At 71.3% G+C, this 15265-nt stretch carries 10 protein-coding genes; 2 read left to right on the top strand and 8 right to left on the bottom strand.

Annotated features, from left to right (window positions below; genetic code table 11):
* Positions 1-156 precede the first annotated feature (156 nt).
* From ACIG5F_RS48060 to ACIG5F_RS48035, 6 genes are read right to left on the bottom strand one after another with little or no spacing between them, the layout of a single operon-like run.
* The gene (locus tag ACIG5F_RS48060; RefSeq protein WP_396527079.1) at positions 157-1077 is read right to left on the bottom strand and encodes a VOC family protein; all 921 of its coding nucleotides are present in this window, start codon (positions 1075-1077) and stop codon (positions 157-159) included.
* A complete protein-coding gene (locus ACIG5F_RS48055) occupies positions 1074-2096 on the bottom strand; it encodes a ketoacyl-ACP synthase III family protein (RefSeq protein ID WP_396527078.1) in 1023 nt (340 codons plus the stop codon). The genes ACIG5F_RS48060 and ACIG5F_RS48055 overlap by 4 nt, the downstream gene beginning before the upstream one ends.
* A gap of 16 nt (positions 2097-2112) precedes the next feature.
* On the bottom strand, positions 2113-2460 hold the full coding sequence (locus ACIG5F_RS48050; RefSeq protein WP_396527077.1) for a cupin domain-containing protein: 348 nt from the start codon (positions 2458-2460) through the stop codon (positions 2113-2115).
* A complete protein-coding gene (locus tag ACIG5F_RS48045; RefSeq protein ID WP_396527076.1) occupies positions 2457-3161 on the bottom strand; it encodes a cupin domain-containing protein in 705 nt (234 codons plus the stop codon). The genes ACIG5F_RS48050 and ACIG5F_RS48045 overlap by 4 nt, the downstream gene beginning before the upstream one ends.
* Positions 3158-6007: an iron-containing alcohol dehydrogenase gene (locus ACIG5F_RS48040; RefSeq protein WP_396527075.1), complete on the bottom strand. Its 2850-nt coding sequence runs from the start codon at positions 6005-6007 to the stop codon at positions 3158-3160. The genes ACIG5F_RS48045 and ACIG5F_RS48040 overlap by 4 nt, the downstream gene beginning before the upstream one ends.
* 3 nt (positions 6008-6010) lie before the next feature.
* On the bottom strand, positions 6011-11098 hold the full coding sequence (locus ACIG5F_RS48035) for a type I polyketide synthase (protein WP_396527074.1): 5088 nt from the start codon (positions 11096-11098) through the stop codon (positions 6011-6013).
* Between the two features lie 158 nt (positions 11099-11256).
* On the opposite strand from ACIG5F_RS48035, the gene ACIG5F_RS48030 reads away from it, so the two are divergent.
* The gene (locus tag ACIG5F_RS48030) at positions 11257-12876 is read left to right on the top strand and encodes an FAD-binding protein (RefSeq protein WP_396527073.1); all 1620 of its coding nucleotides are present in this window, start codon (positions 11257-11259) and stop codon (positions 12874-12876) included.
* A gap of 53 nt (positions 12877-12929) precedes the next feature.
* On the opposite strand, the gene ACIG5F_RS48025 is transcribed toward ACIG5F_RS48030, so the two are convergent.
* Positions 12930-13664 (bottom strand): glucose 1-dehydrogenase, encoded by a 735-nt coding sequence (locus tag ACIG5F_RS48025; RefSeq protein WP_396527072.1) that lies wholly within the window; start codon positions 13662-13664, stop codon positions 12930-12932.
* 99 nt (positions 13665-13763) lie between these two features.
* On the opposite strand from ACIG5F_RS48025, the gene ACIG5F_RS48020 reads away from it, so the two are divergent.
* Positions 13764-14663 (top strand): LysR substrate-binding domain-containing protein, encoded by a 900-nt coding sequence (locus ACIG5F_RS48020; protein ID WP_396527071.1) that lies wholly within the window; start codon positions 13764-13766, stop codon positions 14661-14663.
* Positions 14664-14665: 2 nt separating this feature from the next.
* Here ACIG5F_RS48020 and ACIG5F_RS48015 read toward each other — a convergent pair whose 3' ends face one another.
* Entirely contained in the window at positions 14666-14950 is a 285-nt protein-coding gene (locus tag ACIG5F_RS48015; RefSeq protein WP_396527070.1) for a hypothetical protein, read from the bottom strand.
* Positions 14951-15265 lie beyond the last annotated feature (315 nt).

Genomic DNA, 15265 nt, shown 5'->3' with positions numbered 1-15265 from the left:
CCCTGTCCACAGCGCCGTTAACCCCCACTGTTAGCGACACGACATCGGGTGCTCGACAGGATCACTGCGGACGTTACCCCATCATCGAACCGCCTGCCAGTGTTCATCAACACCTGGGCAGGCGTGACAACAATGTAACGCCGCCGACTCACGTGTTCAGTGACGCAGCGAAACCACCTCGAAACGGCGCGCAGTCGTCGAGCGTTCATAGGGCAGCCCCGGCGGTGCGAACGCGAGCTCGAACTGGAAGCCGTCCGGGCCGGTGAAGTACTGCCAGCGCACACCGTCGATCGGCCCGCCCTCGGCGATGACCTGCGGATCTCCGAGCAGCCGCGCCCCCGGCGCCGCCCCGAGACACGCCGACGCCGCGACGACGTCGTCGACCGCGAACGCGAGATGGTGCCCGCCGACATCGCTGTTGCGCGGCCGAGTCCCGGTCACTGCGCCGGATGCGCGCAACTCAATGGTCGGCGTCGGTCCAAGCTGGACGGTCGCCCGCTCCGGTTCCCCGCGACCACCGGCCGAACGCTCGATCAGTTGCGCCCCAACGGTCCCGGTGAGAAAGCGCACAGCGACATCGAGGTCGGCGACGGTGTAGGCGGCCCCGGCCACGCCGGTCAACCCGGGCAGGTCCCCGATCCGCGGCCCGACCGGCGTGGTCTGGACCAGGCGCAGCCACATGCCCCAGTCGGTCCGCAGCGAGCACACGTCAGCCTGCGCTGACACGACTTCCAGCCGGCCGCCGAGCCAGTCGACCGCGGCCGGCACGTCGTCGACGGCGAACGCCAGCTCGTGCCCGCCGGTCGACCGCGGCTCCGGCGCCACCTTTCGCTGCCCCGGGGCCGTGTACGAAAACAGCTCCAGGTTGGCGTTTCCCAGGCGCAGCATGCTCACGTAGCAGGTGGCGCGCGGATGCACGTCGAGTTGGCGGCGCATGAAGTCGCCGTCGGCGTCCTGCACCGGCCCCTGCCGATACAGGATCTGCGCCCCGAACACCGTGGTGAAAAGGTCGATCGCCCGGTCCAGATCGGCGACCGTGTAGGCGAAATGATCGACGCCCTTGACGGTGGGAATCACGACTCGATCGCCATCCGCAGCAGCACACAGGTCCAGTTGAAGCCGCCGCCCACGCCGACCAGCAGCACCGTCTCGCCCGGCCGGGCCTTCCCGGTCTCGACGAGCCGGGCCAGCCCGGCGAACTGGTCGGCCGCGCCGACGTGCCCGACCTCGCGGCCCCAGTCCCACACCGTGCGGGAGACGTCCACGCCCAGCGGGTCCAGGCACTCCTCCTGGAGCAGCTCGCGGCCGAAGTTCGGCACCACGACGTGGTCCACGTCGGCGATGCGCAGGCCGGCGTCCGCGCAGGCCTCGTCGGCGGCGGCGTGCAGGCCCTCGGCCATGCGCTTGGCCGCCTGCCGCAACGGCAGCACGTCGGCGAACTCGTGCGTGCGCGCCCGGATGTCGACCGGGTACTGCGAGGGGTCGGCGTAGCCGAAGAACGGGGAGTTCCCGCGCTGCATGCCTTCCAGGGCCGGGTCGCAGGCCGAGGCCACCGACAGCACCTTGGCGAATCCGCCGTCCTTGGACAGCACCAGGGCACTCGCGCCGTCGCCGAAGATCAGGCCCGGGCTGGCGGTCCAGCGGTCCCACACCGGGGCCGGGAAGACATCGGCGGTGGTGATCACGGCGGCGCGACGGCTGGCGTGCGCGCCGAGGAAGCTCGCCGCCAGCTCCACCGCGCCGACCGCGCCGTTGGACAGCTGCCGGATCTCGAACGAGAAGCCGTGCCCGTCCAGGAGCTCGTTCTGCAGGTAGGAGGCGCAGTTCCAGGCCTCCAGGCCGTTGTAGCCGGCGACCGCGTGCAGCAGCAGGCTGACCTGGTGGCCGGGCAGGCCCGCGTGCTTGAGGGCCCGGCGGCCGGCGTTCAGGGCCATCACCGGCTGCGGGTCGTAGGGCCCGGCCACCGCCACGCCGGCCATCTGGGTCTTGGCCAGCACCTCGGGGTTGTAGCGGCCGTCGGCCACGGCCTCGCCGATCGGCACGCTGGTGGGGAACCAGGAGCCGACGCCGGCCACGTGGAGATCCTTGTATCGCATGGCTTTCTACTCCTGGTCAGTGCTGGTCGAGCAGGTCCGGTCGGCGGCGCGGCAGCCGGGTCACGGTGTCGTCGCCCAGGGTGGACACGGTCAGCAGGCTCGTCCGGTCGGTCGCGGTGAGGCTGCTGGCGGTGTCGTCGGGGGTGATCACCAGCGCGGCCCCCGCGGTCACCGCGGCACCGTCCACAGTGGACGCATTGCCGCCGATCACATACCAGATCTCGCCGATGCCGTCCCGGCCGCGGCGGGACAGGGTCTCGCCCGGCTCCAGCACCAGCAGGTCGACAGCCTCGCATTCGCTGTGCAGCATGCCCCGGCGGGCCAGGCAGGTCCACCCCTGCTCGTCGGCGCGGGTGACGATCACGGCCGCACCGCCATGGTCGCCAGGAACACCTTGAGGCCGGGCTGCCCGGCGATCACGGTCAGCTCCGAGCCCAGCGGCAGCGTCACGGAAGTGCCGGCGGACAAGGAGATCTCGGTCGACTGGGCCTTGCCCAGCCCGGAACCCTCGGTCACGAACAGCGTGTGCTCCACGCCGTGCGCGCTCAACTCCAGCGTCTCGCCGTCGCTCAGCGACCGCAGGGCGATGTTCTCCAGCGGCCCCGCGAACACCTGGCGCGGGTCGAACTGGCCCAGCTGCGCGAGGTCGACCACCGTGCTGCCCATACTCGTCCTCTTCTCGGTCACGGCCCGGCCGCGCACGGACGTCGCCGTGTCCGGGCTGAGCATCTCGATCACCAGCCAGTCCACCCGGCTGTCGCCAACGTTGTGGAGCGCGTGCGTGCTGCCGACGCAGGTCAGCACCATGCCGCCGGGACCGAGCACGTGCGGCTCACCGTCCAGCCGCACTTCCGCCCGGCCGGAGAGAATGAAGTAGATCTCCTCGGTCCGGGTGTGCCGGTGCTCGCCGCTGACGCCGCCCACCGGCACGCTGGCCCACTCGATGGCCTCCCAGTCGCCGTCCAGGCCGGCCCGGCGGGAGAAGCAGGTCCAGTTGGTCACGCCGGCCGCCCCGTGCACGCCGTGCACCTCGGCGGGCCGGTCGGCTCGGCCGACCTTGATCACAGCGCCTCACCGACCAAAGTGGACGTTTCCGCCAGGTCCCGGGAGGCCTGCGCGAGCTCGTCCAGGGTGACGTCGTTGACGAAGGTCGCGGAGCCGATCCCGACCGGCAGCGGCAGCCGCTGCTGGCCGTCGCGGTGCCGGGTGGTCTCGACCAGCGCGCGGTGCAGGATCTCCGGCGCGCACTCCGGGTGCCAGGTCGGCAGCCGCAGAGCCCGCATCACGTCGAGGATCCGGTCGCGGTCCCGGTCGGTGACCAGACCCCGACGCCAGCCGATCACAGTGGTCAGCGCCATGTCGACGTTGACCGCCTCGCCGTGCAGCAGCGCCGGCAGGGCCCGCATCTCGATGGTGGGGCTGAAGGTGTGGCCGTAGTCGACCAGCCGCTCCAGGCTGTGTTCCCACAGGTTGGGCTGAAGCTCTTCCAGCATCCCGTGCACGGCGGCGCGCAGCACGCCACGGGTGGCGGCCTCGGTCTGCGGCGTTTCTCCTTGCAGGCGCTCGGTCACCAGCGCCGCGCCGTGCTGCTCCAGCAGATCGAACAGGGCGGCGTCCTTGATCAGCGCGATCTTGAGGATCTCGGCCAGCCCGTTGCGGATGTGCCGCTCGTCCAAAGTGGACAGGAATGCCCGGTCCAGCAGGGCCGCCACCGGCGGCTCGTAGCTGCCCAGCCGGTTCTTGTGGCCGCCGAAGTTGACGCCGGTCTTGGCGCCGACACCGGCGTCGACCAGGCCGATGAGCGTGGTGGGCACCCGGACGTACGGGGTGTGCCGGCGGTACAGGCTGCACGCAAGGCCGACGATGTCCAGCAGCACGCCGCCGCCGATGCCGATCACCGGCTCGCGGCGGCGGTCGATGCCGAACTCGTCGAGCTCGCCGATGACGCGGAACACCGCGTCCATGGTCTTGTTCTCTTCGGTGGCGTCGAGCACGCACAGCCGCGCGTCCACGGTGTGGTGGGCGAGGTAGGCCCGCAGCTGGTCGCCGTAGATGCGGTCGACGGCGCTGTCGACCACGATGACCCGGCGGCGGCCGATGCCGCCGGAGGTCTCGCCGGCCAGCAGCAGCGACGGGTTGGCCGGGTCGAACAGGTTCCGGGACACCCGGACCTCGTACTCCACCGGCCGTTCGGCCTGGACCACCCAGGAGTAGCGGGGCAGGCCCTCGGTGTCCGGTTCGGCGGGCGAGACCAACAGGTTGTGCGGCAAGGGTTCGCTCCCAACAGAAGTGGTGTGCTTTTCGGCGAGCCGGCGCAGGGCCTTCTTGTCCACCTTGCCGATCGCGGTGTGCGGCAGCTCGGCGACGGACTCGATCCGTTCGGGGATCTTGAAGGCCGCCACGCCGATGGCGAGGAACGCGGCGCGCAGCTCGGGGAGCGCCGGGGCTCGCCGCCCCGACGCCGGCACCACGAACAGGCAGACGCGTTCGCCCAGTTCGGGATCCGGATACGGCACCACTGCCGCCTCCGCCACATCGGGCAGTGCCACGGCGAACTGCTCGATCTCGTCCGTGGCGATCTTCTCGCCGCCACGGTTGATGATGTCCTTGGACCGGCCGGTGACCACGAGATTTCCCCCGTGCGCCAACCGGACCAGGTCGCCGGTGCGGTACCAGCCGTCCGGGGTGAAGGACCGCCGGTTGTGCTCGGGCGCGTCGAAGTAGCCGCGCGGCGTGTACGGCCCTCGGGTCAGCAGCTCGCCCTCGGCCCCGGCCGGCACCGGCGTGCCGGACTCGTCCACGACCAGGATCTCGTCGTGCTCGCTCATCGGGCGGCCCTGGGTGGTGGCCGTGGTGGGCTCGTCGTCGTCGAGCCCGGTGAAGTTCAGCAGTCCCTCGGCCATGCCGAAGACCTGCTGAACCGGGCAGCCCAGGGCGTCACGGGAGGAACGGTAGGCCTGCGGCGTGAGCACCGAACCGCCGACCTGGACCAGTTTCAGGCTCGACAGGTCCGCGGGGTTGGACCGCGCGTGCTCGGCCCACCGGTGCAGCACCGCCGGCACGGTGGCCACGGCGGTCACCTTTTCCCTTGCGATGGCGGCAAAGGCCGACTCGGGATTGGGCGATGGCACCAGGACGACGGTGCCGCCGACCGCCAGCGTGCCCAGGATTCCCGGGCACCCCAAGGGAAAGTTGTGCCCGGCCGGCAGCGCGGCGAGATAGACGGTGTCCGGTCCGAACCCGCACACCTCGCCGCTGCGCCGGAAGTTGTACTCGTAGTCGTTGTGCGTGCGGCCGATCAGCTTGGCCTGGCCGGTCGTTCCACCGGACAGGAGGAACAGGGCCACGTCGCGCGGATCCGGCGCGACAGAGCCAAGATCGCCGGCCGGACGGCCGAGGGCGTCGAGGCCGACCACGTCAGCGGCCCGGCCCTCACCGGACGCGATGACATGGCGGACGGTGTCCACAGCGTCCCGGACCCGGCGGCCCAGCGACACGAAGTCGTAAGCGCCGTCCTCGCCCGAGACCACCACCGCGGTCGCCTTGACGTGCCGCGCCGCCGCGATCAGCTCGTTGTCCCGGTGCGCCCGCAGCATCAGCACCGGCGCGACGCCGATCCTCGTGCAGGCCAACAGGAAGACGACGAAGTCGGCGGAGTTCGGCAGCTGCGCCAAGATGTTCTCGCCGCCGCGCAGGCCCAGATCCAGCAGGCCCTGCGCGGTCTGGTCGGCGGCGTCGGCGAGCTCGGCGTAGCTCACGCGCCGAGCCCCGTCGACAATCGCCGTCCTCGAACCGAATTCGGCGGCCCAGCGCCGGTACCACTCACCGAGCGGCACCCCGCGCCAGACGTCCTTGCTCTCGTAGGCCCGGGCCAGATCTTGCGGCCACTGAGCCATTCCGGTGCGGATCACGGCTCACCCACCCACGTTCGTCAGGTCACCGACCAGCTTCTCGACCACGAAGTCGGTGACCGCGGCGATGGTCGGGTGGTTCCACAGCAGGGTCGCCGGCAGCTTGAGCCGCACCCGCTTCTCGATCCGACGCCGGATGGCCAGCGTCATCACCGAATCCATGCCGAGATCGGCCAGCACCCGGTCGATCGCCAGGTCCTCGACGGCCATCCGCAGCTCGTCGGCGACATCGGCCTTGATGCCTTCGAGCAGCTGCGCCCGCAGCTCGGCCGGGTCGTCCGGAAGGGCGACCGCAGCCCCGACCGCACCCTCGGTCTCCTGCGCGAAGTCGAGATCACGCAGCAGCGGCAACGGAGTCGACCCCTGCTCCAGCTCGGTCGTGCGCAGCACCGCCACGGTGGCGTGGCCGAACCGGGCCGCGTGCTCCCAGGAGGCGAAGGCCTCGGTGAGCGAGATGTCGCCGACACCACGGTCCTTCAGCTCCTGGTCGACCACCTCGCTGACCGCCATGCCCATGCCCCGCCAGGAGGTCCAGGCGAAGCTGGTCGCGTCGGGGCGGCTGCGGGCCAGCGCGTCCAGGAAGGCGTTGGCCGAGGCGTAGCTGGCCTGACCGGTCAGGCCGAGCAACGGGCCGGCCGAGGAGAACAAGGCCAGGAAGTCGATGCTGCCGACCGGGAACAGCTCGTTCAGCACCAGCGCGCCGGCCACCTTCGGGGCCATCACCCGCTCCAGCGATGCACGGTCCAATTCGGACAGAACCCGGTTGTCGAGCGTGCCGGCGGCGTGCACGATCCCGCGAATGGCCGGCAGGTCAAGGCGTTCCGGCGCGAGCGCCGCGGCCACCGCGTCCCGGTCGGTGATGTCGGCCTGCACGACCTTCACCGTGACACCGGCGGCTTCCAGCGCCCGGATGGCGTCGATCCGTTCGCGCGCAGCGGGATCGGTCACGGTGTCCCACTCGACCCGGCCGGGCAGTCCGCTGCGCGCCAGCAGCACAACCCGCCGCGCGCCCTTGCGTCCGAGCCAAGCCGCGACCTCCAGGCCCAGCACACCGAGACCACCGGTGATCAGGTAGGTGCCTTCGGTGCTCAGCGCCGTGGTCCGGGCCGGCGGCTCGGCCGGCGGCGTCACGAGCGGCCGCAGCCGGGCGGCCAGGACCTTTTCCTCCCGCAGGGCCAGGATGTTCTGCTCGCCGGTGCCCCGCAGCGCGTCGACCAGCCTGGTGGTGTCGAGGTTTCGGTCCAGGTCGAGCACCCCGCCCCAGAGGTCCGGGTGTTCCCCGCCGATCACGCGGCCGAGCCCCCAGACCGGGGAGTGGCCGAGGTTCTCGCCCTCCACCTGGCCCACGGTGACCGCCCACAGCTTCGGGGCCCAGGTGCCGGCCTTCGCCGCCACCCGCTGCGCCGCCTGAGCCAGCGTCCAGGCCGAGTCGACCGGGTCGTCCCCGGCGGTGACGAGAATCGCGTCCCCGGCCCCGAGATCGGCCATGGCGGCGTCCAACTCGTCGACCGAGGCAATGGCGTGCGCGGTGAATCCCTCCTCCTGCACGGCCCGGGCCACGGCCTCGGCCACCGGGCCGGCGCCGAGCACGACGGTCGTGCGCAGGACGGTCTTGCGCTGGGCCGGGATGACCTGGTCGGTCCAGACCACCTCGTGGGTGAGCTGACGCGGGTGCGCATCGGACGTGCTACCGGCCAGGGTGTCGTAGCGGACGCCTTCCAGCGTGCAGACCACCGTGCCGTCCAGATCGGTGACCACGGCCTCGACCAGACCGGCGTCACCGTGCTGGACGTGCACGACCACCGTGGCCGGGGCCTGGTCGGCGACCGCGAAACGCTTGATGTGCGAAGGCATCCGCAGCACCGGGTCGCCGGTGTAGAGCAGCGGGATGAGCGTCAGCACCGCGTCGACGATGGAGCCCCACTGGTCGGTGGCCTCGGCCGTGGCCGCCACCGTCGCCAGCAGTTCGCCGTCGCCGGCGCTGAGCTCGGTCACCTCCCAGCCGAAGCCCTTGTCCGCCACGCCGACCGCGTGCAGGCGGGCCACCACCGAACCGGGCTCGCGGGCCTCGGCGCACCGGCCCCGCGCCGCGGCGAGGTTGAAGCCGGTGTCGATGCCGGACTCGCCGGCCCGAGCGGTGGTGTGCACCTGCCAGGCGAGGTCGTCGGCGGTCTCCACCAGCTGGGAAGCCAGCCGCACGGAGTCGCCGTCGGCCACCACCTGAACCCGTCGCGGCGGATCCATCGACACCGGCACGCGCAGGCTGATGTCGTTGAGCTCACGGCGATGCGTGGCCGAGAGGAACGTGCTGAGCAGCACGGCCGCCGGGACGATCTCCACACCGTGGATCGGGTGCGTGCCGGCGTAGGGGCGGCGGTCGAAGTCCAGCTCGGTCTGCCAGATCCGCAGCGCGGGCGCGCCCGCGACCACCACCCGCGAGCCGAGCAGGGTCTCCGACGCGGGGTCGTGGCCGACCGCCCCGGCCCCGGCCTCGGTCGGCGCGCGCCAGAACTGCCGGTGCTGCCAGGCCTGGGCCGGCAGCGACAGCAAGTTGCCGGTGGTCTCGGCCGGCTCGCCGCCGGCGCAGAACAGCTCGGCCAGGTTGGCGTCCAAAGTAGATCGTTCGGGCAGGTTGCGCCGTAGGGTGCCGATGGCGAAGGCCTCGTCCAGACCACCGTCGGAGAGCGTCTCGCTGATCGAGTGCGTGACCACCGGATGCGGCGCGATCTCCAGGAACAGGCGGTGCCCGTCGGCCGCCGCCGCCCGCACAGCGGTGTTGAGCAGCACCGGGTTGCGCAGGTTGGCCGCCCAGTAGGCGCCGTCGCGCGGGATGGAGGTGCGCGGGTCCGAGGAGGCCGTGCTGTAGACCGGAATCGTCGGCTCGGCCAGCGCCAGCTCGCTGACCGCGGCAGTCAACTCGTCGAGCAGCGGGTCCATCTGCGGGCTGTGGAAGGCGACGTCGGAGTCGACCTTGCGCACCCGGATGCCGTCCTGCTCCAGCTCGGCCCGCACCTGGTCCACCGCGGCGATGTCGCCGGCGATCACCGAGGAGCCGGTGGAGGACTCGATGGCCGCGACCACGTCGGTCCGGTCGCCCAGGCGCGCGGCGATCTCGTTGAAGGGCAGGGAAACCATGGCCATCGCGCCCTTGCCGGCAACCCGGCGCAGCAGCTTCGAGCGGCGGCTGATCAGGGTCGCGCCCGCGCTGAGGTCGAAGATCCCGGCGACCACGGCGGCGGCGATCTCGCCCACCGAGTGCCCGATCACGGCGGCGGGCCGGTAACCCCGGGCCCGCAGCGACGCGGCCAGCGCCACCTGCATGGTGAAGATCATCGGCTGGATCCGGTCCACGCCACCGAGATCCCCGCTCTCGAGCACCTCACGCGGCGAGAAACCGATCTCGGCCAGGAAGATCGGCGTGATCGCGTCCACCGTCGCGGCGAACACGGCGTCGTTGGCCAACAGTTCCGCGCCCATGCCGGACCACTGCGACCCGTGACCGGAGAACACCCACACCGGGGTGGCCGGGACCGAGCCCACGACCTGGCCGGTCGCCACGTCGGTGAAGGCCCGCAGCCGCTCGATCAGCGTCTCCCGGTCGTCGGCGACGACGGCGGCCCGATGCGGCAGCGGCGAGCGGCGGGAAGCCAAGGTGTAGGCCACATCCGCGAGATCGGCCGGGTTGGCCTCCAGCCAGTCGGCCAGCCGGGAAGCGTTGCCCTGCACCGCTTCGGCCGAGCCACCGGACAGCGGGAACACCGTCGGCTTGCGATCCTCGGCCACCGGCGAGGTCTCGGGGGCCTGCTCCAGCACCACGTGACCGACCGTGCCGCCGTAGCCGAAGCTGGACACCGCGGCACGGCGGGGGCCTTCGAGCGCGGGCCACTCGGTCTGGGCCGACACGACCCGCAGGCCGTGCTCGTCCCACGGGATGTCGGGGTTGGGCGAGCGGTGTCCGGCCGTCGGCGGGATCTCCGCGTGCCGCAGGCACAGCACCGCCTTGATCACGCCCGCGATGCCGGCGCCCGCCTCCAGGTGGCCGATGCTGCCCTTGAGCGAGCCGATGAGGGTCGGGTTCTCGCCGGGCCGGCCGTACTGCGAGGCCAGCGCGGCGGCCTCGATCGGGTCGCCGGCGCGGGTGCCGGTGCCGTGCGCCTCGACGTAGCCGATCGTGGTCCTGTCGATGCCGGCCTGCCGAAGCGCCTGCGCGGCAACGTAAGCCTGCGCCTCGCCGCTGGGCGCCATGATGCCGTTGGTGCGGCCGTCCTGGTTGACCGCGCTGCCCCGCACGACGGCGAGCACGCGGTCGTTGTCGCGCAGGGCGTCGTCCAGTCGCTTGAGGACGATCACGCCGGCGCCCTCGCCGCGGCCGTAGCCGTTGGCGTCAGCGTCGAACGGCTTGGACTGGCCGTCGGGCGAGGTCGCCCCGGCCGCGTCCAGCACCATGTTGAGGCCCGGGCCCGCGATCAGGTTCACGCCAGCGGCGACGGCCAGCGTGCTCTCCCCGGCACGCAGGCTCTGCGCCGCCAGGTGCAGGGCAACCAGCGAGGACGAGCACGCGGTGTCCACGGCGAAGCTGGGCCCGCGCAGATCGAGCACATAGGACACACGGTTGGCGACCGCGCAGAACGCCGCGCCGATGCCGGTCCACGCCTCGATCCGGGGCAGGTCCTCCAACATCTGCCGGCCGTAGTCGTCCGAACCGACGCCCACGAACACGCCCGCGTCGGTGCCGGCCAGGGAATGCGGCGGAATACCCGCGTTCTCCAATGCCTCCCATGTGGTCTCGAGCACAATTCGCTGCTGCGGGTCCATCAGTTCGGCCTCGCGGGGCGTGATGCCGAAGAACTCGGCGTCGAACGCGCCCGCGTCGGAAAGGTAACCGCCGCGGCGGGTCGTGTCCCGCAGCGCCGTGGCACTGGCCGTGCCCGGCTGCTCGTACTGCTGCCACCGGTGCGCCGGGACCTCGCTGATCGCGTCGTCCCCGCTGAGCAGCAGCTGCCACAGCCGCTCGGGGCTGTCGACGTCCCCGGGCAGCCGGCAGGCCATGCCGATGATGGCGACCGGTGCTGGCTCGTCGGTGACTGACATGGAGATCTCCTCGCTGGCCGGAGTGCTGTCGCTTTCCGAGCATCACGACCGCGGGCCAAGGGCGGGTCAAAGCCCGGCCAATGGGCCGAGCTTTGACCGGGCGTTGGCCGCCTGCTGCGAGGGTCGCGGCGCACCGAGCGCACAGAATGGGAAACCAGATGAACTCAGTCACGCGGCGGAGGTTCCTCGCACGCACGGCCACCATCGGCGGGGCGGCCGCCACCTTGACCCTGCCCGGTTTCGGCCTGGCCGGCGCGGCCCCGGCCGACGGCACGGCGACCACGGCGGCGGCCGCCGACCTCGTGGTCCCGGCCGACAACCGCTACCCGGACCTGGTCCGCGGCGCGAACCAGCGGTTCGTCGGCGCCCCGGACAACGTGCGAGTGGTCCGGACCACACAGCAGGTCGTCGACGTCGTGCAGCAGGCGGTGACCGCCGGCAAGCGGATCGCCGTGCGCAGCGGCGGGCACTGCTACGAGAACTTCGTGGCCGACCCGGCGGTCAAGGTGGTCATCGACACGTCCGAGATGAACGCCGTGACCTTCGACGCGACCCGCCGGGCGTTTGTCATCGAGGCCGGTTCCACGCTGGGCAACGCCTATCGCTCACTGTTCAAGGGCTGGGGCGTGACCGTGCCCGGCGGCTCCTGCCCGACCGTCGGGGCCGGCGGCCACATCCTCGGCGGCGGCTACGGGCCGCTTTCCCGGCTGCACGGCCTGATCGTCGACCACCTGTACGCGGTCGAGGTCGTGGTGGTGGACGCGACCGGCAAGGCCTGCGCGGTCGTGGCCACGCGCGAGACCAGCGACCCCAACCGTGACCTGTGGTGGGGCCACACCGGTGGCGGCGGTGGCAATTTCGGGGTGGTGACACGGTATTTCCTGCGCACGCCGGGCATCGACAGCACCGACCCGACGCAGCTGCTGCCCAAGCCGCCGACCTCGTTGCTGGTGTGCCAGGGCACCTGGGCCTGGTCCGACCTGACCGAGCAGAGCTTCTCCACGCTGATGCGCAACTACGCCGGCTGGTACGAGCGCAACAGCGCCCCGGACTCGCCGAATCTGGGGCTCTACAGCCAGATCAAGCCGTTCCACAAGGCGGCCGGCATCGTCGGCCTCGCGGTCCAGGTCGACGCGAGCGCCGGCAATCCCGACGCGCTGCTGGACAGTTTCCTGGCCACGCTGAACAACGGGGTCAGCGCGCCGCTTCGGGTGAGCGAGCGGCGGCAACTGCCGTGGCTGCACGCCAGCCTGTGGAACGGTTTCACCGGCGGCGACAGCCCGGTCACCCAGCGCTTCAAGGCCAAGTCGTCGTACCTGCGCCGCAGCTTCACCGACGCGCAGCTGTCGACGATCTACCGTCGGCTCAACGACGACTACACCAACCCGGGCACGCTGCTGTTCCTGTCGGGCTTCGGCGGCAAGATCAACTCAGTGGCGGCGTCGGCCACCGCGACGGCCCAGCGCAGCTCGATCCTCAAGGTGCACTACGCCAACTTCTGGACCGACCCGGCCGAGGACGCCCGGCACATCGACTGGCTGCGCACGACCTACCAGCAGATCTTCGCGGCCTCGGGCGGGGTTCCGGCGCCGGACGTGGTCAACGACGGCGCGTTCATCAACTACGCCGACGCCGACCTGGCCGACCCGGTCTGGAACACGTCCTCACTGGCCTGGCACGACCTGTACTACAAGGGAAACTACCCGGCGCTGCAGTCGGTCAAGCGGCGGTGGGACCCGCTCAACATCTTCCACCACGCGCTGTCCGTCACCGCGTGACGCACAAGGGGAGAGCCGGTCGAACCGGCTCTCCCCTTTGTCGGTGCGGTGGATCAGGCGAGACCGCCGGTGGCCGAGATGGCCTGGCCGGTGACCCACTTGCCGTCCTCACCGGCGAGGAACGCGACCACGCCGGCGATGTCGTCGGGGGTGCCGAAGCGGCCCAGCGGCGTCTGGCTGATGTAGACGTCGGCCTGGGCGCGGACCTCGGGGGCCACGCCGTCGGTGTCGGTCAGGCCCGGCAGCACCGAGTTGACCGTGATCTTGCGCTCGCCCAGCTCCTTGGCCAGCGAGTGGCCGAACTGCTCGACGGCGGCCTTGGAGCCGACGTACACGCCGACGTACGGGTTGGGCGCACGGGTGTAGCCGGTGGAGATGTTGATGATCCGGCCGCCGTCGCGCACGTGGTTGGCGGCGTGCTTGAGCGAGAGGAAGGTGCCCTTGACGTTGATGGCCAGGGCGCGGTCCAGCGCCTCCTCGTCGAACAGGGCGGTCGGCCCGACGACGGTGATGCCCGCGTTGTTCACCACGATGTCCAGGCCACCGAAGGCGGCGAGGGCCTCCTTGTACAGGCGCTCGATGTCGGCCGGAACGCCGATGTCGGCGCGGACCGCGACGGCCTCGCCGCCGGCCGCCTTGATCGTCTCCACCACGTCCTTGGCCGCGGCCTCATTGGTGTGGTAGTTGACGACCACGCTGGCGCCGTCGGCGGCCAGACGCTCGGCGATGGCCCGGCCGATCCCCCGCGACGCGGCGGTGACGAGCGCGACCTTTCCCTGCAGACCCATGGTGTTTCTCCCCTGTGGTATGACCTCTGGCCACGAAGTTAGAGAAACTCGCCGATAATGTCCAATAGCGAAATACAGCTCCTGTGATAATGTGGTCTTATGGAGTTGTCGCTCAAGGGATTGCGCTGCCTGGTCGCCGTCGCCGAGGAACTGCACTTCGGCCGGGCAGCCGAGCGGCTCGGCATCGCCCAGCCCGCGGTCAGCCAGCAGCTGCAACGCCTGGAGGCCAGCGTGAATCTCCAGCTGGTGCACCGGGACGGCCGTCGCGTCGTGCTCACCGACGCCGGCCGGGGCCTGCTGCCCCACGCCCGCCGCGTGCTCGCCGCCGGCGACCAGGGCCTCAAGGCCGCCCGGGCCGCCGCTCGCGGGGAGGCCGGCGAGCTCACCGTCGGGCTGACCGCGTCCGTGCCGCCGGCCCAGCTCGTGGACCTGCTGCGCCGCTACGGGACGACCCGGCCGGAAATCGAGGTCACGGTGCGGGAAACCACCCTGGAGGAGGTGTTCGGCCAGCTCACCTCGGGCGAGATCCAGGCCGCCGTCACCACCGGCTTCGCGCCGCCGCCGGGCCCGGACGAGATCGTCTTCGTCGAACTGGCCAGCGAGCCGCTGATGGCCGCGATCCCCGAGGAGCATCCGCTGGCCTCGGCCGGGCGGCCGCTCACCCTGCCCGACATGGCCGCCGAACGCTTCGCCGTCATCGGCCGGGACGTGCTGGCCGGCCGTCCCCTTGGCGTGCAAGGCATGTGCGAACGGGAGGGCTTCACGCCGCTGGTCTTCGCCGAGGTCCGCGACACCATGATGCAGCTGGCCATGGTCGCCACCGGCCGCAGCGTCGCGATCCTCCCCCGCAGCGCCGCCCGCTACGCGCCGCCGGAGGTCCGGTTCCTGCCCATCGACTACGACCGTCCACTTCGGACATTGCTGGGCTACGACACCCGGGTCGAGTCGCCGGCGCTACGGGCGTTGGTGGACATGAGCAAGCTGATGGTCACCGTTTAGGCTCAGGCGACTTTGGGGAGCAGGGCCGTGGCCAGCGGGGCCGGCTCGCTCATCAGGGCCACCGCCACGCCGGTCCGGGTGCGCATCCCCGGCGAGTAGCTGTGGATCGGCCGCTCCGCCACCTCCACCAGGCCGGTCACCGTCAACACCCGGCCCACCCTCGCCGCCGTGGCCTGCGGAGTCAGGCCGTTCAACAGGCCCTTGAACGTCAACAGCTCGCGTCCGGTGAGCCGCCCGGGCAACGCCTCGTCAGCGGGCACAGTTCCAGCAAGCTTCCGGATGCTCATCGCGGTCTCCGTTTCGTTCGCGGCTCACTGGAGACGACGCTACGAGGGTTAGGGCGGAGGGTTAAGCCGACTGGGACCCCGGGTCGTGGTGGGGTATTCCCCACCTTGGTCAGGGGAGGGGTTGGGGTTTTTGTGTGGTTGGGGGTGGGGGTTGTTGTGTGGTTGGAGGTGGGGTGGGGTCTGCTTTGTGGGTGGGGGTTTTTGTTCGGTTGGGGGTGGGGTGGGGCGGTTGGTTGGGGGCTCCGGGTGGATTTTTTGTGGAGACCTCTGGGCGATGGCGTATAAAGGCGCTATCGGGCAGGCTCCGCCTGCCTC

It is taken from the genome of Kutzneria sp. NPDC052558, from assembly GCF_044547355.1.
In the GTDB taxonomy this organism is placed as follows: domain Bacteria; phylum Actinomycetota; class Actinomycetes; order Mycobacteriales; family Pseudonocardiaceae; genus Kutzneria.
Note: the sequence above shows the minus strand (reverse complement) of the source record. Positions and strands in the feature narration are given on the sequence as shown.